This is a genomic window from Paracidobacterium acidisoli (assembly GCF_003428625.2).
GTDB lineage: Bacteria > Acidobacteriota > Terriglobia > Terriglobales > Acidobacteriaceae > Paracidobacterium > Paracidobacterium acidisoli.
On record NZ_QVQT02000007.1, the window covers coordinates 224014 to 244535 of the forward strand.

Sequence of the window (20522 nt, forward strand, 5' to 3'; positions counted from 1 at the left end):
GCCCATCGGCGCTCATCGCCTGAAAGCTGTGCCGCTGCCCTTCTCATTCATATCGGGAGAAGACGCAACAGGCGTAGCGATCCCCACAAATTCATCCACCGCGTTCTCTCCGTGCCGCACGACCCAAAGATTTCCCGCGCCATCCACGGCAAGTGAGTTCGAATCTCCACCTGGAACCGGCAAAGCGGCCGAAGTGGAACGCACAGAAGGCATTCCGTCCACGCCATCAGCAATCCACACGCGTCCGCTGCCATCGACAGCAGCACTTTGCGCCGTGACCGGGCCTTCACCCGAGTAGTGCAGAGCGAGACTCCAGTTCACCGGCGCCGCAGCAAGGGCCGGCTGATAAGGTCCGTTTCCATTCGCCAGATCGAAGAGAGCATTTACTGCGCCTGCAGACTCCGCAGGATGACGCGCAATCTCCATCGCTGCCTGCAGCGTGTCCGCCGTCGCCGTCCCACCGGTATTGGAGAACAGATCGCCGCACGCGCTTCCGTCTCCCGCTTTTCCACCGGCCGTCACCGCGCATCCATTCAGCAGGTTCGCCAGAGTATCGATCTCTGCACGCGGCGCCGCACCATGGCCCACCGGCGTGGTGGAGCGCGCCTCGCCCGTTGCCGGGTCCACCAGATCCCACACCGTGGCAAATGCATTCTCGAGGCCAGCCTGATTCGCCGGAGTGGTTCCGATATGCGCCGCATCCTGCATAAAGCCGGAGAGCGCATAGGCGGCGGCGACCGTCGTTGCTTCACCGACGGTGACATTCGCTGTCGATCGAAAGCTGCTGCAGGAGCCGAGCGCCGCAACAAAAGCGAGATTCGGATTCGCTCCGCCTCCTGCATTGCCGCTGCGCGCCACCAGATATAGCTCGCTCGCGGAACTCGGACACGCTTCGCCGCCGGTGACAGTAAAGTAGCCGTTGTCATCCGTGCGTGCCGCGCTGTCCTCATAGGAGTTGAGCAGCATCGACGCCGAGCCGTATCCGCTCTCTCCGGTCGCGTAGAGCAGAACGGAAGCTCCGGCCACCGGCTGCGCTCCGGCCATCACCCGTCCATTCACCTTCGCAGGCTGGGGCGAGGTCACCGTTACGAGCGCACTTCCGGATGCGGTCTTGTCCGCGGTCGAGGTGGCAGTCACCGTCACCGCTCCACTGCCGGGCACTGCAGAAGGTGCCGTATACGTTGCAGCGGAGCCGCTGGCGGTATGGGCGGTAATCGATCCGCATGCCGTGGAGCTGCCGCAGCTCAGCATCCAGTCGACGCCCGCATTGCTCACGTCATTCACTACCGCTGCGCTCAGAAGACCGGTGCCGCTGGCCGCCACGGAAAGCGTTGCCGGATTCACCGTTACCGTCACCGGCAGAATCGTGATTGCCGCGCTCACCGACTTCGTAGTGTCCGATACCGAGGTTGCCGTGATCGTGACCACGCTTCCCGCGGGCATCGCTGACGGCGCCGTATAGGTCGTGGCCACTCCGCTGGCCGTCTGCGCCGCGCTGAACGATCCGCACGCATTCGCACCTGCTGCGCCGCAGGCCACCGTCCACTTCGCGCCGGCCGATGCATAATCGTTCGTCAGCACCGCCTTCAGCGAGGCCGTGGCGCTCACGGCGAGCGTCGAAGGAGGCGCTGGAGCAAAAGCAATCGAGATGGGCAGTCCGGTAACGGTCAGCGTGAGGCTTGAATATCGGGATGGATCATCGGTCGCTTTGGCGTAAAGCGTGACGATCCCGTTCGCGGGCACAACCGCCGGTGCCGTATAGAGCGTCACGTAGCTGGCTGCGCTCGTTGCGTAGCTCGGCACCGGGCCTCCAAGCGTATGCACCGGCGCGAACGTGCCGCACGACTGATCCACAATCTCGCCTGGCGGAAGCGGAGTTCCCGCGGGCGGCTCGTTGGTGCACGATACCGTCCAGTCCGCGCCCAGAAGCTGTGCGTCGTTGCCCAGATTGACCATCAGGTAAGCCGTCGACCCGGCGGCCATCGAAGCGGGAAAAGAAGCAAGCGGAGAACCGTTCACCGTAGTGAAGGTGATCGGTCCGGTGGACGGCTTGATCGAGCTGGTCGAGCATCCGGCAAGAAACACCAGCAGAATCGCTGGCAGAACAAGAGCCGGCATCGGAAAACGCCTGTCGATTGGCATGTACATTCTTTCGTCTTCGCGTGAGGTTCTGATTTCGCGGCTGCTTCCGGGCCATGCGTTCATGGCGTCCCTCCCAGCTTTTTGTTCTTTACGGCCAGAGAGAGTGGAGTGACCGCAGGTGTGGCAATGCCCACAAACTCCGTAACCGTGCCGTTGTTGAGCAAAGCCCACACGTTGCCTGATGTGTCCGCGGCAAGGCTCAGCGGACGGTTGCTCAGACTCGGCGAAGCGTACTCGAAATATCCTGATGGAAAGGCGGGCTTGAATCCGGTCACATTGGGAGGCACATTCAGGCTGCTTTCCGTACTGCCGCCATTGCCAACCCAGATCGTTCCCGCTCCATCGAGAGCAATCCCCTGGGAATTAGCCAGCGGATACCTTCCCGATCCGCTGTAACTGAGGACGATGGAAGGCAGATCCGTCGTGCCGATCCCTCCGTAGGGAGGGATCTTTATCAGGCTGCCTGACTCATTGCTCGCGGGAATTACCGTAGCCCAGATATTTCCCGAGCTGTCGGCCGCGATCTGCGTCTGATCCGGCCCGCCTCCCGACGTGACGAAGTTGGACGGAGGAGTCGATGCCGACTGAGAATTCGGCGTCAGAAAGCTGGGAAGGCCGCTGGCATTGTTCAGCTCCGTCAGTGACAGCGCGCCGGAATAGGCAGGCGCATTCGCCCCGAGCCAGACGTTGTTCGATGCGTCGATGGCTAAAGGCGGCAGCAGCGTTACCGTGTCTGCATCTGTTGGAGAGACAGGGACGGTGTAGCCGGTTGCGGGAGAAAGCGGATCGCCCAGACTGTCGAATTTGGCAACGCTGTTGCGGTTGATCGCCCAGAAATTGCCGGCTCCGTCAATCGTCATGTTCAGACAGCCGCTGCTCGTCAGCCCGCCGCCGCCGAAGGGGCTTCCCGGCAGCTCCACCCCCAGGAAATTCAGTTTCGTCAGCCCGTTTTGTCCGCATATCCACGTATCGCCGCCGGCATCGACTACAACCGGACCGGGTGCGGCAAGCGTGCTCGTCGTATATCCGCTGGAAGAGCTGATTGCGGCTCCCTGGTTATCCCATTCGGTTACGCTGTTCGTGCTGGTATCCGTGATCCAGAGATTCCCCGAGGCATCCACAGCAAAGAAGTTCGCACCGCTTGTGCTCGAAAGTCCCCCGCCCCCGGTGAAGTTCAGCGAGAGCGAAAAGTCTTTGGGAATCGTAGTCAGAACCGGCTGGAAGGGCGCAGCCGAAGAAACCATACCGAACAAACTGAGGCCCTGAATGAAAGGAAGATTGCCGCCATTTTCCAGACCCGGATTTTGCGCAATCTCGAACGCCGCCTGCAGCGTGTCGGACGGCACTCCGGAGTAGACCGTTCCGTTTATCCCGCTGTAAGGGTTCGCATAGGTGAACAGATTGCCGCAGACGCTTCCATCCCCCGCGACACCGCCGCCGGTCACCGTACACGCATTGAAAATATCTGCCAGCGTGTTGATTTCCACATAGGGAACCGAAGCATTCCCGGCGGGAACATCGAAGAGCGGCTGGCCGCTGGAGAGATTCACCAGATTGTTGACTGTGGCAAACGCGTTCGCCAGCCCCGTGACATTGCCGCTGCTCGATCCGATATTGAGATAGCTGATCTGTCCGGTCGTCAAAGGATTTGCGGCAAACGATGACACCGCCCAGGCCGAGGCAACCGTCGTCACTTCATTCACCACCACCGGCGACGAGCTCAGCGTTGCGCACGTTCCCAGCGCCGTCATCATCGCCAGATTCGGATTCTCAGGATTGCCGCCCGCCTGCCCGCCAATCGCCACCAGATACATCTGGCTGGACGTCTGCGGGCAGCTGTATCCCGCCGGAATCGTGAACATCCCGTTTGCATCGGTCGCGGCATATGGATTCTGGCCCGGCGCAGACACCAGCGTGGAAGCGGAGCCATAGCCCGATGTTCCCGCCGCATAGAGCGCCACCTGCGCTCCCGTCACCGGCAGTGTCCCGGCCCGCACAACACCCTGTAATGCCGGACCGGTATTAGTATCTGTAATAGTTACGTTTGCCGCGTCTGAAGCCGTCCCATCCGCATGCGCAGCAGCCGTAATGGTCATCGAGCCTGCTGGCGGAGGCGTCCCCGGCGCGGTATACGGTATCGGCAGTCCATTCGACCACCCCTTTACCGTCGTTGCCGTCACCGCAGGCACCGGAGGAACGTACGGCGTCTTCGCCGTTGCCGGAATCGCCGGAATGGCAGGCGTAACGGTAAAGAAACCGCAGCCGTTCGCACATACCTGCCAGTCCACACCGGCATTCGTTGCATCGTTCGCCACCGCCGCAATCAGCTTCACCGTGCTGCCCGCCTGAAGCTGCGTCGGCGCCGTTGGAACAAAACCGACAGAGAGTGCGCTGGAGGCGGCAATCGTAACCGGCGTCGTGACCTGCACGGTACATGTTGTCGCATTGCTTTGCGTGGTGCAGGAAGATGTGGCGGCAGCCGTGATCGTCACAGGCCCGCCGGGTGGCACAGGAGGAGCGGTATAAACCGCATTCACTCCGCTCGCGGTCTGCGGAGGAAAGATATAGCCGCACCCTCCGGCCGTGCTGCTGCCGCAGCTCACACTCCAGGTCACGCCACCGGGCGGCGTCGTATCGTTGCTCACGGCGGCGCTGACGGGAGCGGCCGCACCGGCGCTCATGCTCTGAGGCGGCGCCTGCAGAAAGGCAATCGCGATCGTCGGCGGCGTAATCATGATCGTCGCCAGGCCGGGATTCCCTGCCGGAGTTGTGGCCTTCGGCGTTGCCGTAATGGTGATCAGCCCGCCCGCAGGCGCCGCGGCGGGAGCGGCATACGTTGCCGTGTAACTGGTGCCGCTCCCCGCTGCATTGGTAATCGTGCCGCAGTCTCCTCCGCCGGGGCAGCTTACGGCCCACGTTACGCCGCTGTTCGAAGCATCGTTCGCCACCACCGCGGTGAGCTTTGCCGTCGCCTGCGTGGCCACGCTGGCAGGGGCCGACACCGTCACAGAGATCGTGGGAGTGCCGGCGATCGTCACGGCAGCGCTGGCCGAGGTTATGCCGTCGGCGTGAGCAGTCGCCGTAATCGTCACGGGATTCGCATTCAGCGATGTCGGCGCGGTGTACACAACGGCAGCGCCGCTCGCCGTGTGGCTCGGGCTGATCGTGCCGCAGCTCGGGCTGCTCGGACTGCACCTCAGCGTCCAGTCCACGCCCGCATTGGTCGAATCACCGCTGACCACAGCGATCAGGCCCGCGTTTTCCGTCTTGCCCGCGCTTCTCACCCCTACAGTGAGAGCCGTCGGCGTAACGCTGATGCTCAGCGGCTGGCCCACGGACGAGGATGTAATCGTGATTTTGGTGCTGGCCGATTTCGTTGCATCGGCAATGGACGTAGCCGTGATCGTGACGACACCATCGCTGCCGGGCGGCGCGGCGGGAGCCGTATACGTTGTCTGCGTGCCGGTAGCCGGACTGAAAGTTCCGCACGCCCCTGCTCCCGAAGATCCGCACGCCGCCGACCAAGTCGCCCCGGCCCCTGTCGTATCGTTCGTCAGCTGCACCCGAATCGGCACAGTTGCTCCGGTCGCGAGCGATGCCGGCGGGTTGCTGATAAATGTAATAGTGATCGGCACATTGACCGGCAGCGTGATGCTGCTGCTCGCCGATGGATCGCCGGTGACTGAGGCGGTAATGGTGACGTTGTTGCCGATCGGAACCGTCGATGGAGCTGTGTAAACTGCCGGCACGCCATCGGGTGTGTGCGCGGGTGAAAATGTGCCGCAGGCTCCGCCGGTGACGCTTCCATTCACCGGGCTTCCTCCGCATGTGGCAGTCCAGTCGACGCCCGCGCGGGTTGCGTCGCTCACCGGCATCATGCTGACCTGCGCCTTCATGCCCACCGACAATGCCTTCAGTTGTCCGGAGACGCTCCCGCTCAGGTCGCTGATCGAAATCGCCCCTGCTTTAATGGGAGAGCTGCTGCTGCAGCCGATCACCTGTACAAGCAGAGCAGCGCCGAGCAGAATTGCCGCCGTCTGCGCTCGGTAAACGCGCGATCGCCATAATGACCGAACGATCTTTGCCGCCTCCTGTCGATCACAGGACGGAGCTTCGCACCGGGCAGACAATCTTCGGGAGCCGGCGGCAGCAGCAGCCGGCAGCCGTTTCAACATGAGCAGCATCGCCTGAGAAACCTCTATCTCTTTCCACTCCTGGCTGTGGCCTCTTGAAAGCCGTTTTGCGCCTGCCGCGCATCTGCGCCCAGGTCGTTCATGGACGCAATCAGTTCCGGGAAGATCAGCTCCGCATTCCGCGGCTGGCCGCTGCTGCCCAGCGCGAGCTCCTCACAGAGAGAAAGATTCCGGTTGGCCGCGTTCACCAGCGAATCCGCGCGCCTCCCTGTTACGCCGGGCAGCCTTTCCATATCCGGATTCCCGGCCGCTTCACCGAGCAGTCTTCTTTCCTCGTCAAGGGCCGCCATGAGCTTTTCGCGATGCACAAAGATGAGCTCTGCCAGAGTCGCTCTGGCTACGTCGTTCATCGCGCCGTCCGCAGAGAAGCGATTCAGCAGATCGGCAATCGATCGGCTTTCCTGGCTGGCGGTGATCGCGCTGTTCAGCAGTCCCTGCGAGAGCTCTCGCAGAGCATCCGCATCGCGTCCGCGCGCAACGAAGTATGTTTCGAGGGGAGAAGGATTGACCGAGACGGAGTCCATCCGCACATTCGCGGCTGCAGGCTGATCCCGCAGGTTCTGCTTCAGCCGCTCGATGCTGAGGATCGAGGGCTCCACATGAGACAGCAGACCAAGCTGCGCCATCAGCTCCCGGCGCCGATCCTCCGTCTCAACAATTCCCGTCACCCGAATTCCCGAGGGAGTTCTCTCCAGGCGAATCTCTTCGCCCGTATCCGCATGAAGCTCATTCAGAGCAAGCCTTGCGCTCAGCTCCGCTTCATCCAGCTGTGTCGCATCGAGAGAAACAGGAAGATGAAGAATCTGACTCGTACGCGTGCGGCGAAGCTCGCCGGTGCCGGCAGCGCCGAGGGGCTCAAACAGGTTTGTCGTCGCGGGATTCCAGGGCAGAACCTCATAATTCAGCTCCGCAATTTCAACCGTCTCATTGTCCCGGAAGGAAATGGTTCGATCCACGGGGTGAAAATCCGTATCGCGAACCGTAAAGGTCTGCGCGGAGATCTCCCCCTCCGGTGTCGTTGTCGTCAGCTCCAGCAGATGTCTGCCCGACCGTTTAATCTCGTCCTGTCTGACTCTCTGCCGGTCATGCCACTGCTGATAACCGGTGGCGGAGAGAGGCGCATCCCAGGAAACACCCGCATTCTCCAGCCTGACCTTCAGCCGCTGATCGTCCGGCGGCAGCGTCTGCTTTTTAAGATGTCTCTGTCCCTGCGCATCGCGGTAAATGGCGCGCTCCACCGTTCTCTTCTGCGCTTTGATTCTGACCGTCTGGCAGATCACAGCCGGAGGCACAGGCTCATAAGGATCGGCATCCCACCTTTCTGCGCGCACCAGCAGCGTGTTGGAGGTTATGTCTGGCCGCGACTGTTGCTGCAGCCATACAAAAACGCACACGATCGACGCGAGTGCGAGCATCATTGCAGTCGCAAGGGTTGGACTCATAGCCGGCCACGACAATCGGGGAAGATTTCTCTTACTCGGTGTCTTTCTTTCCTGTAATCGTTCTTTTGAAACCGATGCTTCCACCTGGAACAGCTTCTTCAGTCCTTCTTCCAGGGCCCTCCTGCCCGCTTCAGGCTCGCGAAGATCGAGCCGGACACACGAGTCGCGGTAGCCGCTCACGCGTTGCGATATATTCTCCAGACGATCCCGCTGCGCCTGGCACCTCATGCACGCCCGCAGATGAAGTGCGGCGTCCTTTTTTCCGGACAGCACGCACTCCCCGTCAATGATCCGGAGAAGATCGTTATCCGAAAGATGAGACCGCATCTGGTGGCGAAGCCTGGTCATAAACGACTTCACAGGCCCTCCGCCAGTCGCTCCAGGCCACGCTTCACAAGATGGATCGCCCGCTGTTCGCTTACACCCAGCACCAGCGCGATCTCCCGGTAACGCAGCCCCTCCGCGCGCAGCAGCAGGCTGCCCCGCTGTTGCGGCGTCAGTTGCTGAATGGCCGCCTTCACCCGCTTCAGCTCTTCTTTTTGCAGATACTGCCACTCGGGGTTGGAGTGAGGATCGACGGGCTCATCGGCGATCGCCTCTCCCCAGTCCGTATTTGAAAAACTCCGGTTGCTGGCCCGATGAATATCCATCGCCAGGTTATGCGCTACCTGATAAAGCCATGCGCGGAGGTTTTCCTGCTCTCTGTCGTCGCGCAGATGATGGACGAGACGCAGAAAGGTTTCCTGAATAACATCTTCAGCCTTGTCCGCAGAAACCCCCAGAGAACGCAGATACGAATAAAGAGACAGATTGTAGGCGTCGTATAACTCCAGGATTTGCCTCTGAGTAACGGAGTCCTTTCTCTCACTCAACGACAATCCCGCCATTTGAGAAGCCGCATTTTGATCGTCGTCTCTGTCATCCTTCGCCCAGGCAATCTTCCCAATGCTGATCAATGCGGCCGCCCCTTCCAACCCACGCGCAGACAATTCCCTCTGCTTCTTTCCTTGTGGGCGGAAATCTCCTTGCGATCTCAACCCTGCCCGAGTCCTGGGGGATGGTCGGCAGTCGGAACTGCGATGGATTCCGAGAGTGGCCTGATTATGGGCTTTCGACGAAGAACACTGCGTAATTTCTGCTATCATTCCCGATTAATTTCCTGACACTTCGGCGCCCGAATCTTATTCGTTTGTCTTTCTCGGAGCGCATAACATCGCCTAAGATCCGCATCTGTCCCGGCGGACCAAAAAAAGTAAGAAAAAGCTATCCAAGCCTGTAACGGATAAAGGTGGGCTTTCCCAACCACCCGTGCAATTTTTTTTTCAGATTCCCGTGAAGTGGCCCGGAAGAATGGCAGAATCCCATTCAGGGGATAAGGAACCCCGCGAGCGCACGAAGCACCCTGTGGTGTAACGCTCCACGGGTCGAAATCCCAACTATCTGAAAGCAATTTTTTTGAAAATCTTTCAGGCAGAGCGCGAGCCGCACAAAAAGGCATCAGCGCTGCAGGCAGCGAGGTCGAGATAGATATACATGGCCGGTATCCGCAGAATGATGAACAGAGGATAAATTTCGGAGTCCGCAGAAGCCTGCAACGGCGCTCCCCTCATCCCGATTTTCCCCGGCGCTCCGCCGCAAAAAACCAGAGAGGCATAACCCGGGCTTACTGGAAAAATCAGATTCTCAGGTCAGCCCTGGCTTCTCCGCATTGCGGCAGGGCAGCTCGCAGCGCCCCGGGCGCCGCAGCCATCCGGAGGAATGCACATTCCGCAATGGCCATTGCTGGATACGAATTCAAAATGGTATGGTGGTGCCGCCTGGAGAAGGCGCCTCCAGGCGGACGCATATCGGTTTCGTTCGGGACACAAACTATCCATGCGCTTACGGAGAGGCATTCGCATGCTATTGCGGAAGGGTTCGCCCCTGAAGAGGATGTTTTTTGTGCCGGTGGCGCTGGCAGCCACGGCGATGGGCACCACCGGGTGCCGGCAGACAGAGGTTCCCGCCCAGACAACGACGCCCGCCCAGACGTCCGGTACCACACCGCATATGCCCACGGCTGAGGAGCGCGCCGCCATCACCGCCGCTTCTGCCGCGGAGCGGGACCGGGAGCTGAAAGTGCTGGGAATTACAGCGATGCAGCCCTCGGTAACCGCCTACGACATCGGCAAGCCCGGCAATGCCAATTACGACGAGTCGAAAGCGAACCCATATCCGAAGCTGCCCGCCCTGCTGGTCATGAACGACGGAACGAAAGTGATTACGCCGGCCCAGTGGGAGGCGCGGCGGAAAGAGATCCAGGCGATGTTTGCCGACGATGTCTACGGCAAATATCCGGCTCACATCCCGTCGGTCACATGGAAGGTCGACAGCGTGGAGCAGCAGACGATTGCCGGAGTGCCGGCGATCGTCAAGCACATTACCGGGCATGTCGATAACTCGGAGTATCCGGCCATTACGGTCGATATCAAAGCCGACGTGGTCACTCCGGCGAGCACACACGGGAAGAAGGTTCCGGTCATTATCGGAGGCGCAACCCTGCACCCCTTCCATTTTGCGCCGCGGCCGGCGGTGCCGGGTGGTGTTGTCCATCGCATCGCCATGCCGGATAACCCTCCGGACTCGGCGAAGCTGCTGCTCGAAGCCGGATGGGGCTTTGTCGGGCGCGCCTCGAACGAAGTACAGGCCGACAATGGCGCCGGACTGGATAAGGGCATCATCGGCCTGGTCAACCATGGCCAGCCGCGAAAGATGGATGACTGGGGCGTGCTGCGCGCATGGGCCTGGGCAGACAGCAGGATTCTCGACTATCTCCAGACCGATCCCGATGTGGACGGAGCGAAGGTAGGCGTCATGGGCCACTCGCGTGGCGGCAAAGCTGCACTGGTGGCGATGGTCGACGACCCGCGCTTTGCGATCGGATATATCTCGTCCTCAGGTGCAGGCGGAGCCGATCTCTACCGGCGGAACTACGGCGAATCGATAGGAAATCTCTGCGGCGTATCGGAGTTTCACTGGTTTGCCGGCAATTTCCTCCGCTATGGCGCGGTGGGACACTCGCCCAATGAGCTGCCGGTAGACAGCCATGAATTCATCGCGCTCATCGCGCCGCGGCCCGTATTCATTGGTGGAGGAGCGCTGATCACCGATCCGGAATATGCGCCGGGCGATGCATGGCAGGACGCGCAGGGAATGTTCATCGCGGCAACGGCAGCGAGTCCGGCCTGGAAGCTGCTGGGGTATGAAGGACTGGGAACGGCAAAGTTTCCGCCCATGGGCACGCTGATCGACTCAGGACGAATCGCCTTCCGGCAGCACCAGTACGGCCATACGCCGGCGCCGAACTGGCCATACTTTCTGGAATTTGCACAAAAGCAGTTCAGCGGAAAGTAGTCATCGTATTCAGACTTCGGAAGCATACGCAATCTTCAACCCTTGTATGCTTCCGGGCTTCACTGCAATCGTGGCGACAGCCCTCCGCGCTATGACTTCGGCGATGGCGACAGGGCGACAGCGGCTTCGCTGGTGAGAACACGGAAGACAAATGTCTCCTGGAGGTACAGCCGCACAGCAGAATCGGTGTGGCTAAGGTAGCCGATGGATACATCCTGTCCGATGTTGAGCTCGAAGTCCCCGCCTCGCGTGGTCAGGACGAAGGCGCCTTCGATCGCCGGCGCCCAGACGATTTTGTCATCGACGATCCGTTTGACGTGCTCGAGGACCGGGTAGCCGTGATCGCGCGTCTCGGCGAGCGCCGTGTACTCATTCGCTCCCAGCAGCACCGAATACGGTCCGTTGACGCCGACAAGGCGCAGCTGGCTCAATGCATGCGCCACCGCGTCGGGATAATCGCGCACATCGGCGGGGAGCGTATCGACCGGATTGCTGGTGACCTCCCGAATGCCCTGGATATTCGCATCGCCGTATCCATCGAAGATGGCGCGGTCTTCGGCAAAGGCAAGCATCTTCGCGGCGTCTTTCGCCGGCTGCCAGTCGGAGTCGTCCGACCCGCGCTCCACATCGTCGATGGCCTGACGGGAGAGCTCAAACGGAACGCGCAGCTCCACCAGCGGCTTCACCTCGCGGCGGCTGGCGATCATGCCCTCGGCAGGGGCGGCGATCGGCTGCAGATGGCCGGTGGCCACTCCAGGCAGAGCCACTCCACCGGGCGAAGGCACATCGACCACCCGTCGTCCGGCCAGATACCGCTTCAGCGTCCTCGTCGTCTCTTCTTCAATCTGCGACCACGCAGCATCAGAGATGGGTGCCAGCTCCCGATGGAGGTTATTCATCTTTCTCTCCTTTAAGTGATCCTATTTTGAGTGATGTGTCGTCTGCGGACGAGCTCGCGGGTGAATCCGCCATCTGCGATGCGCCGGCCGCCGCCGTGGAGTCCGGCGCGTCTCCGCCGATGTTGTCGAGAAACGTAGCCGACGGCACGAAAAACAGGGTGCCGGTGACTGCGTTGCTGAAATCGAGCAGCCGGTCGTAATTGCCCGGCGGACGGCCCACGAACATGTTCTGAAGCATCGCCTCGGTAATGCGCGGCGTGCGGCTGTAGCCGATGAAGTATGTTCCGAATTCGCCGTGCCCCGGACGGCCGAAGGGCATGTTGTCTCTCAGAATTTTGACCTCCTGCCCATTCTCCTCAATCACCGTCAGAGCGCTGTGCGCCGACGACGGCTTCTCGGCGTCAGAGAGCTCGATATCCGAAAGCTTTCTCCGGCCGATAATGCGCTCCTGCGCCTCGATGGAAAGAGCATTCCATCCCTTCATGTCGTGAAGATACTTCTGCACGATGCAATAGCTGCCGCCCGCAAAGGCCGGGTCTTCGTCGTCGACAATCGCCGCCTCGCGAGCCGCGTCTCCTCGTGGATTCTCTGTGCCGTCGACGAACCCGATAACGTCACGGTCCTCGAAATACCGGAAGCCGTGAACCTCATCGGCAACGGAAACCACGTCGCCGATGCTGTCCATGATCTGGGTCGCCAGCTCAAAGCAGAGATCCATTCGTTTGGCTCGAATGTGGAAGAGAATATCGCCGGGCGTGGAAACCGCATGGCGACCTCCGGAGCGAATCTCTCGAAAAGGATGAAGCTCAGCAGGGCGCGGCGATCCGAAGAGCCTGTCCCAGGCCTCCGATCCGAATCCGGCGATGCAGGTAAGACCTGCCTCGATGTCGCGAAACTCCACCGCGCGTATGAGCCCGGAAAGATCCGCGCAGAATGAGCGGAGAGCCGCATAGCTGTCCTGATCGGGGCGAATGCAGACAACCAGAAAAATTGCCGCGCGCGTGAGCGGAGCCACTACCGTCTGAGGAAGAACGATCTCGTTTAGTTCCCTGGGAGCTTCCATTTCGTCAGTCTCGATCCACGGTGATTCGCTTTTATCTGAAGTATCGCATCCCGCATGGCATCGCACCTCTGCCTCTGCCCGGCCGGAATGGCGGTGGCGCAAACCTGCATTCTAATAGGCCGCGATAAATGGATTGTATAAAGACGGTGGCACAGAACGGCCCGCTGCTTCTGGAAAATCCGATCCGCCGGGGCTGCTCTTCCGCTGACCGGCGCGCTCAATGCCCCGCGCTTTGGCCGCCGTCGACGTGAAGAATCTCGCCCGTAACAAAGCCTGCGCTTTCGAGGTAGAGCACCGCTTCCACAATGTCGGAGATCTCGCCCATCCTCCCCATCGGATGCATCCGGGCCAGAGCTTCATAGCTTTCCTCGGCATGCATCGGCGTCCTGATGATGCCGGGCGACACTGCATTGACGCGAATGGAACGACCTGCATATTCGATGGCAAGGCTTTTGGTGGCCGACTGCAGGCCGCCCTTGGTGAGCGAAGCCAGCACCGAAGGCACGCGCGAATTCGCGTTGTCGACCAGACTCGTCGTCATGTTCACGATGTGGCCGCCGCCCTGCTTCTCCATCGCTTCGACCGCGTGCTGAGTGATGTAGAAAAAGCCATTCAGATTGGTCGACAAAATCTGCTGATAGTCCTGAGCGGTGTATTGCGTAAACGGCTTCGCGGTGAAGATGCCCGCGTTGTTGACCAGCGTGTCGATACGGCCGAACCGGGCCAGGCCTTCCGCAATAACTCGCGCTCCAGTCGCGGGGTCGCCGATATCTCCGGCAATGGCGAGCACGTCCGCATCTGTGGACGGCGCGATCGACCGCGAAGTGGCGACGACACGATAATTGCGGCTCCGAAAAGCGTCCACCAAAGCAGAGCCGATGCCTCTGGAAGCTCCGGTAATGACAGCGACTTTCCGATCGGAATTCATGGGAATACCTCACTTTGTTACGTTGTTGCTCTTCAAAAACCGGCCAGAGAACACACTCTACGCCTCTTGTGCGCCTTCGACATTCCTCTCCTCTCTGTCGCCCGGTAATGGAATGCTTCTTACAATAAGAAGGGGGGCGGCTCCTGCCTTCGCAGCGTTCCTGAAGGCTATTCACCCGCGTTTCTGTTTTTTGAATGACTGGAGGTTATATCCATGACTGGCTCGGCATTCTTATCCCGGCTCGGCATCCGCTTACCCATCGTGCAGGCTCCTATGGCGGGCATCAGCACTCCGGCGCTTGCCGCAGCAGTATCGAATGCGGGAGGACTTGGCTCGCTGGGTATCGCCGCGATGTCCCCTGAACAGGCAGGCGCGACCATCACGGAAACAGGACGGCTGACCGGTGCCCCATTCGGCGTGAATGTCTTCTGCCATGCGCCGGCGAGGCGCGATCCAAAGCTCGAAGAGGAGTGGCTTCGCTATCTCTCTCCCAGCTTCAAAGCATTCGGCGAAGAGCCACCCAGCCATCTGCAGCTGCTCTACAAAAGCTTCCACGAAGACAACGAAATGCTGTCGGTCCTGCTCGATCTCAGGCCCGCGGTCGTCAGCTTTCATTTTGGCCTCCCCACACCCGAACAGATTCGGGCGCTGAAAGAGGCAGGGATCGTTCTTTTGGCCACGGCGACGAACCTGCACGAGGCGCACCAGATCTCCGCGGCACAACTGGACGGAATCGTTGCGCAGGGGATCGAGGCCGGGGGCCATCGCGGCATGTTCGATCCCGGCAACAGAGATGAAGGTCCTGGCACGATGGCTTTAACGAGAATCCTTGTCCGCAATAGCTCTCTTCCCGTCATCGCCGCGGGCGGCATCATGGATGGAGCCGGGATCGCTGCGGCACTTTCACTGGGCGCGGATGCGGCGCAACTGGGCACGGCCTTTGTCGCCTGTCCCGAGTCTGCGGCTGACGCAGCGTATCGCGAGGCCTTGCTTGCCGGAGCCTCGGCGCGGACCGTGATGACCCAGGCGATCTCCGGACGTCCGGCGCGTGGACTTGCGAACCGGTTTACCGAGCTGGGTGAGGCTCCATCCTGTCCCAGGATGCCCGATTATCCTCTGCCCTATTTCGCCGGCAAGGCATTGCATGCCCTGGCGAAGCGAAATGGAGATTCTTCTTTCGCTGCTCAGTGGGCAGGACAGGGAGTATCCATGACAAGAGCGATGCCCGCGAGCGAGCTTATGTCGACCCTCTCCGGCGAGCTTGATGCTGCAACCCACCGCTGAGGGGCAGCCGCACCTCGCCGGCACACCTGCTTCCGTGAACCGCAGCCCTTCTTCCGCTAATTCGCAGGCTCGGTGTAACGGGTATTCTGCAGTATGCTGCCCGATGTCAGAGTGCCTGTCACTGTGATGATGAAGCTCTGGTGCGCCTCGATGCCGTCAAGTCTATCTGCGGTTAGCTGCACGGTAAAATCGCCGTCGTGCGTATAGGCATGGACCGCCTGCGGACCGGCAAACGTTGTTCCATCTCCGAAGTCCCAGCGATAGCCCAGTGCCGGTACGCCCTTTTCCTCTGCCTTCGCTGAAAAGTGCACCATCTTACTCACAGCGGCCTGCCTGGGAACATCGGCCGTAATCACGGGAGCAGCGGCCGGCACAGTCGAGTCAATCAGTTTAATCACGCGAACCGAGTGCCTTGGCATATCATCCAGCCGCACGGTTCCTTCGTTTACGGCAACAACCGCGCTTTGATTCAGCACATCATATGCCTGGAACAGATGATCCCCGGGCAGAGCGAAATCCGCGAGCCGGAGCACATGGCTGCGCGGCCGATCTGTCCAGTTATAGACCACAAGAATGGACTGGCGCTGATCTTCGCGGAGGAAGAAGATGCTCGGCTGCCCGTCCGCGGGATCGTACGAGAGCAGATCCACCGGAGTCGCAGCCCGGCTGATCTTCACCATATCCAGCAGATCGCGGTTTTTCAACAGGTCCAGACGGTCTTTATCCATGCTGAGTATAGGAAGATCGTCCCCGATCTCGTACATGCCGCCTGAAACAGCGGAGAGAACAATGGCATCCTGCGCCTCGTCAAGCGTCTGCCCTGCGTTATGCCGCCTGCGGCCATTGGGCCCCGGATCGGGCGTGACGGGAACCTGCGCGGCGATGTTGAACGCGTCCGGGTCATCGAGAAAATAATTGCGATTCATGAAGTAGCGCGCTGCAATTCCGAGCGCCACGCTTTTGGTGTTTTCGAAGGTATGCCCTGTGTCGTGGGAGATGCGCCCTTCGTCCACAATTCCCACCGGAGTCAGCATCGGACTTCCGTCCTTATCGATCAGCACATCGTCGCCCACGGCCCTGCGGATCACCTTCAGTCCGATCAGCTGAGCCTGCAGCGCTGTTACGTCCGGCCGGTAGCGGTAGCCTTCTATCGCCGTTCTGTCCATGAAATCGAGCTTGATATACCGCACGCCCCATTCGCGGGTCAGCGTGGTATAGGTCCTGCGCATGTACTCCTGTGCGCCCGGATGCGTCGTATCCAGGGCATACATGGTGTCTCCGTCCTCTTTTACGACGGGAATCGGCGTGCCATCCGCCGTGTGCACCAGCCAGTCCTTGTGATTCAGATAGACCCACGCGCGATCGCTCACCTCAAACGGAGCCGTCCACACTCCGAAGGTAAGGCCAAGATGAGAGACCGTGGCGCCTACCGAGCGCATGCCGTCGGGAAAAAATCTCGCGTTGGGCGTGGTGTATTCGCCGCGCGCGTACTGATACCCCTCATCGATAAAAAAGTGATCGTAGCCGAACTGTTTCAGGTTCTCTGCCATCCACTGGGCATTCGTCAGCACCGAGCCCTCGTTCACTGCCATTTCATATGAAGTCCAGCTCCACCATCCCATCATGTTCTGGCCGGTCACCCGGGCATGATGTAAAAGACGAATCGCTTCGCCGTATGCCAGCAACTGGCTGTGATAATCCGTCCCGGCTGCGATCATGATCCGCTCTGAGGCCATGCTCTCGCCATCCGCGAGAGGCAGGCTCAGCTCCGGCGCATCTTTTACCTTTTTGCTTTGAATCTCCGTCGTTCCCGTAGAATCCACGGTGTAAGAGGTGATTCTGGCGCTGTCTTCCGAGCCCTGATACTTAAGGTGCATCAGCGTCAGAAAGCGGTCTGCGGAAAGTGCGCCCACAAACAGGCTCTCTCCGGACTCGCGGTTATAGATCAGCTGGCTTCCTGCGGCGCGATGCATCTGGAGCGGGCCGGCTCCCAGATCGTAAAACGGAAGCTCCCAGGGCGAGCTCCAGAGCGGCCAGTTTTCGCTGAAGCTGTCTGACATAACCCGGTCGGCCGAATCCGGCCCGTCAAGGCCGACGACCGTCTGACCCGTCGATTCCAGATTGCGCAGGGCCTGCACCGTCAGCTTTTTCCCTGTATGGTTCCGGACTTCGACCTGAACGGCGGCATAGGGACGCTGATCGTAAAGCTCGACCGTATAAATAAGATCGGGTTTGCCCTGCAGCCCGCTGCACGTAACGCGGATCTGCGAGCCCGCGCCCAGAGAGTCCTCGAATGTCGATACGTCAGCGTGGTGCTGCGGGTAGTCGCTCGACCGCACCCACGTGTGATCGATCTCGGCTCCCGAACGCGCAATCAGTACCGGCACCCCTGCCGCCGCGCGCGTCGCAACCTGAAAGGTTCCGTCCTGCACCCTCACCGCCAGGCTGCCATTGGAAAGCTCCTGAGAACGGCACGGAGGAGCGGCGATGCACAGTGCCATTGCGAGTCCCAGCGTCCATATGGATTGACCTTTGCTGCCGCATTTCGCCATTTTTATGTACTTTCTCCTCACAGCTTCGTTCCCGGATAACCATCAACAGCGGATCACTGCCCCATTCCCTGCCTCGCGCCGGCCCCCGGCACACCTCGCGGCGGGCCATCAGACGATGTCCTTCGTCTCTCTGTAGTGGCGGCGCGGTGAAATGGGCAGCCGCACCAGATTACCCTGCTTTTCAAAAGATGAGCCCTGGCATTTGTCCTATACACAGCCGACAAAGGTGGAAGGCCGTTTCAGAGCGCATCCGCGCAGCGCGTGGCCTGCCTGCGCGGCACATCAGGGAGAAGAAATGTACAAAGGACAGGAAGCCGCATCGCTGCAGCAGGCCGAAGAGTCAGCACATTGGTGGCATAACTCGCCGTTTGGCAGTCATGCTGAGATATTTTCTCCCGGAAATGTTCGCAGCTCGTGCATGAGTTCGATGGCCATGCGGGTAGGCGAATACAATCCCTCATGAAATGCAAAGGCACAGCCGTTGCTGCGGGTTCGCACCATGCGTATGATCTCCCGCGAAATCGGAGTGGCTTTCAGAAGCCCCTGATCCTCCAGGATAAGCCGCATTTCTTCGCGCCTTTCCGGAAGGCGCAGGATGATTTCGCTTTCTGCAATGACGCAGACCGGATTCGCTGCGCGCTTTTGGCGGCACATATCCCGCAAAACCTTACAGAGACCTCGCCACGCTGGTCCTCGTCTGTCCCTGTCCGCATCCTGCCGGACCATCTGTTTCGCTTCGGCCTCTTCCCTGCTGTTTTTTTTGCCGGACTTACTGCCATTCTTCGGCGAAGGACCATGGAGCAGCCTGTCAAACCACTGCGGATCAATCCATTTCCCTGCGGCTTCTATCATTGCAAACAGACAGTCTCTTGCCTCTTTGTAATCGGACGCGTCAATCTGTCCGCTCAACGTGCCTCTCCGGCTTTCTGCTCTGCCGGCCACCAGGAAATAAATTCCGCTGCTCTTCTGATGGGGGCGAATCGTGCATTCGATCCCGACTTCGGCAGGGCTGCGGCGTTTGTCGCGCTTCTTATCGACGTACGCCGCCAGCGCATCTTCCTGTCGCGCAAGCCCGGCACGTTCAACAAGAACCCGTTCATGCTTCTTCGCCAGCGCGAAGGCGTCGCCGTCGCGGAAGATACGGCCGGAAATCTTCTCTCGAATCTCTACAGAGGGAGGTTGAGGCAAGGCATCCCGGGTCAGTGTGTGGTGGAGAGGCGTATTACCGGTCCGCGAAAACAGAACCGCCTCCGCAGTCGGGGAACAAGGCCCGTCCTCATGCTGGAGAGCCTTGTTTCCGAGTTCTGCAATCACTGCCTGATCCATTCGCATTCAGACCTTGCTTCCATCAATGAACCATCAGGTTGAGAGGCACAGCATTTGTTGTGCCGTCCTGACCCTTCGCCGTGACGGTGATGGTGTAAGTCCCCGGAGCAACCACCTGCGAAGCGGAGCCCGATGAGCTGCTGCCGCAGGCCGCCAGTCCCGCAAGTCCTGTCAACAGGATTGCCAGAATCAGCAGCTGTTGCAGCCATCCACTCTTCAGCAGCCGTCTGCGGTGGAATACGAGCAGCAGACCGGCCAGCGCGCCGGGGAGACAGAAGGCCGCTGCTTCCATCCGCATCCCGCCTTCCTGGCTGAGTCCTGCAACCGCCGTCGTCGCGCTGTTGGTGATCACCGTCAGGGTCGTGGTCTGCTGCGTTGCGGTGCCGTCCGGACTGACGGTAGCGGGAGTGAAGATGCACTGGACATTCGCAGGAAGAGTGCCGCAGCTCAGCGTTACCTGGCTTTGATAGTAGTTGAGCGGGGTGAGTGCAATGGTGGTCTGGAACGACTGTCCCGCCGTAATGTTGAACTGCTGCGGAGTGGCCGTCAGCGTGAAGCCTGCGGCCGGTCCACCTGAGGTGATCGTCAGTGTGCCATCGACCGGCATGAAGGTGTAATTCGCCGCACTCAGCACTGTCTGAACCGTTCCATTGCTGTTGTTGATGATGGCCGATGGAATGATCGGGTACGTTCCAGCCGGAGAGCCGGGCATCGCGGTTGTTGTAATGTTCGGCTGGCCCGAGGTGGCGCTGCCCTGCGTATCGCCGTTTACAAAGCCGGTGAGCGTATATGTGAAAGTGGGATTCGGCTCGTTGTTCATGCGTGTGGCATTGTTAGCCGTCAGCGTGAGCAAGGCCGGGTTAACGGTAAAGCTCTGGCTGACGGACGCGGCGGGGCCGTACTGGCCGGCTCCGGGTTGTGTAGCGGTGACCGTTACATTTCCGGCGCCCGTAATCGTCAGCACATTCCCGGCCACGGTTGCCGGTCCGGCAGTTACGAGATACGTGATGCCGAGGCCCGAGCTGGTTTTCGCGTTCAGCGCAAACGGCTGCACACCGTACGTGACGTTCGCGATGGGCGCGAAGCTGATCGTCTGCGTCTGGCCGGTGATGATGGTCAGCGTGCCCGCAGCGAAGTTGAGCGTGTAATTGGATGCAGTGAGCGAGCCGGCAGTGATGTTGATGGGATACGCGCCCGGCGTAGAGCTCTGCGTGGCCGTTGTGTTTTCAGATGGAGTTCCAGAAAGCACCGCCTGGGTATCGCCGTTCAATAACTGCGCGGCGTTGACGGTGTAGCCGGT

The 20522-nt window shown here is 60.3% G+C and carries 12 protein-coding genes; 2 read left to right on the forward strand and 10 right to left on the reverse strand.

Annotation, left to right across the window (positions count from 1 at the left end; translation table 11 throughout):
* Positions 1-12: 12 nt before the first annotated feature.
* From D0Y96_RS18810 to D0Y96_RS18825, 4 genes are all read right to left on the reverse strand, one after another.
* Complete coding sequence (locus D0Y96_RS18810; RefSeq protein ID WP_147325143.1) at positions 13-2142, reverse strand: hypothetical protein; 2130 nt, start codon at positions 2140-2142, stop codon at positions 13-15.
* A 59-nt stretch (positions 2143-2201) separates the two neighbouring features.
* Positions 2202-6317 (reverse strand): hypothetical protein, encoded by a 4116-nt coding sequence (locus D0Y96_RS18815; protein WP_147325144.1) that lies wholly within the window; start codon positions 6315-6317, stop codon positions 2202-2204.
* Positions 6318-6340: 23 nt separating this feature from the next.
* On the reverse strand, positions 6341-7753 hold the full coding sequence (locus tag D0Y96_RS18820; RefSeq protein ID WP_117303117.1) for a hypothetical protein: 1413 nt from the start codon (positions 7751-7753) through the stop codon (positions 6341-6343).
* Positions 7754-8133: 380 nt separating this feature from the next.
* Positions 8134-8922, reverse strand: a complete 789-nt coding sequence (locus D0Y96_RS18825; protein ID WP_117303119.1) for an RNA polymerase sigma factor — start codon at positions 8920-8922, stop codon at positions 8134-8136.
* A 787-nt stretch (positions 8923-9709) separates the two neighbouring features.
* Between D0Y96_RS18825 and D0Y96_RS18830 the strand changes: the two genes are divergently transcribed.
* Positions 9710-11170, forward strand: coding sequence for an alpha/beta hydrolase (locus tag D0Y96_RS18830; RefSeq protein ID WP_117303121.1), 1461 nt, complete (start codon positions 9710-9712; stop codon positions 11168-11170).
* An 89-nt stretch (positions 11171-11259) separates the two neighbouring features.
* Here D0Y96_RS18830 and D0Y96_RS18835 read toward each other — a convergent pair whose 3' ends face one another.
* The 3 genes from D0Y96_RS18835 to D0Y96_RS18845 form a co-directional block, all read right to left on the reverse strand.
* On the reverse strand, positions 11260-12069 hold the full coding sequence (locus D0Y96_RS18835; RefSeq protein WP_117303123.1) for a family 1 encapsulin nanocompartment shell protein: 810 nt from the start codon (positions 12067-12069) through the stop codon (positions 11260-11262).
* Complete coding sequence (locus D0Y96_RS18840; RefSeq protein ID WP_117303125.1) at positions 12062-13132, reverse strand: Dyp-type peroxidase; 1071 nt, start codon at positions 13130-13132, stop codon at positions 12062-12064. Before D0Y96_RS18840 ends, D0Y96_RS18835 begins: the two co-directional genes overlap by 8 nt.
* Positions 13133-13349: 217 nt before the next feature.
* The gene (locus tag D0Y96_RS18845; RefSeq protein ID WP_117303128.1) at positions 13350-14060 is read right to left on the reverse strand and encodes an SDR family NAD(P)-dependent oxidoreductase; all 711 of its coding nucleotides are present in this window, start codon (positions 14058-14060) and stop codon (positions 13350-13352) included.
* A gap of 213 nt (positions 14061-14273) precedes the next feature.
* Here D0Y96_RS18845 and D0Y96_RS18850 point away from each other — a divergent pair, with 213 nt between their 5' ends.
* A complete protein-coding gene (locus D0Y96_RS18850) occupies positions 14274-15344 on the forward strand; it encodes an NAD(P)H-dependent flavin oxidoreductase (protein WP_117303130.1) in 1071 nt (356 codons plus the stop codon).
* A gap of 56 nt (positions 15345-15400) precedes the next feature.
* On the opposite strand, the gene D0Y96_RS18855 is transcribed toward D0Y96_RS18850, so the two are convergent.
* The 3 genes from D0Y96_RS18855 to D0Y96_RS18865 all read right to left on the reverse strand — a co-directional run.
* Positions 15401-17845, reverse strand: coding sequence for a PKD domain-containing protein (locus D0Y96_RS18855; protein ID WP_158562488.1), 2445 nt, complete (start codon positions 17843-17845; stop codon positions 15401-15403).
* A gap of 426 nt (positions 17846-18271) precedes the next feature.
* Positions 18272-19222, reverse strand: a complete 951-nt coding sequence (locus tag D0Y96_RS18860; RefSeq protein WP_117303134.1) for a hypothetical protein — start codon at positions 19220-19222, stop codon at positions 18272-18274.
* A gap of 22 nt (positions 19223-19244) precedes the next feature.
* On the reverse strand, positions 19245-20522 hold a 1278-nt coding region (locus D0Y96_RS18865), incomplete at its 5' end, for an MBG domain-containing protein (RefSeq protein ID WP_199480473.1).

Bases quoted from the DNA above. Each gene is read 5' to 3' on its own strand.
- D0Y96_RS18815 (WP_147325144.1), bottom strand. From the start codon at position 6,317: ATGTTGAAACGGCTGCCGGCTGCTGCTGCCGCCGGCTCCCGAAGATTG.
- D0Y96_RS18855 (WP_158562488.1), bottom strand. From the start codon at position 17,845: ATGGCACTGTGCATCGCCGCTCCTCCGTGCCGTTCTCAGGAGCTTTCC.
- D0Y96_RS18820 (WP_117303117.1), bottom strand. From the start codon at position 7,753: ATGATGCTCGCACTCGCGTCGATCGTGTGCGTTTTTGTATGGCTGCAG.
- D0Y96_RS18830 (WP_117303121.1), top strand. From the start codon at position 9,710: ATGTTTTTTGTGCCGGTGGCGCTGGCAGCCACGGCGATGGGCACCACC.
- D0Y96_RS18835 (WP_117303123.1), bottom strand. From the start codon at position 12,069: ATGAATAACCTCCATCGGGAGCTGGCACCCATCTCTGATGCTGCGTGG.
- D0Y96_RS18860 (WP_117303134.1), bottom strand. From the start codon at position 19,222: ATGGATCAGGCAGTGATTGCAGAACTCGGAAACAAGGCTCTCCAGCAT.
- D0Y96_RS18850 (WP_117303130.1), top strand. From the start codon at position 14,274: ATGACTGGCTCGGCATTCTTATCCCGGCTCGGCATCCGCTTACCCATC.
- D0Y96_RS18810 (WP_147325143.1), bottom strand. From the start codon at position 2,142: ATGCCAATCGACAGGCGTTTTCCGATGCCGGCTCTTGTTCTGCCAGCG.
- D0Y96_RS18840 (WP_117303125.1), bottom strand. From the start codon at position 13,132: ATGGAAGCTCCCAGGGAACTAAACGAGATCGTTCTTCCTCAGACGGTA.
- D0Y96_RS18845 (WP_117303128.1), bottom strand. From the start codon at position 14,060: ATGAATTCCGATCGGAAAGTCGCTGTCATTACCGGAGCTTCCAGAGGC.
- D0Y96_RS18825 (WP_117303119.1), bottom strand. From the start codon at position 8,922: ATGATAGCAGAAATTACGCAGTGTTCTTCGTCGAAAGCCCATAATCAG.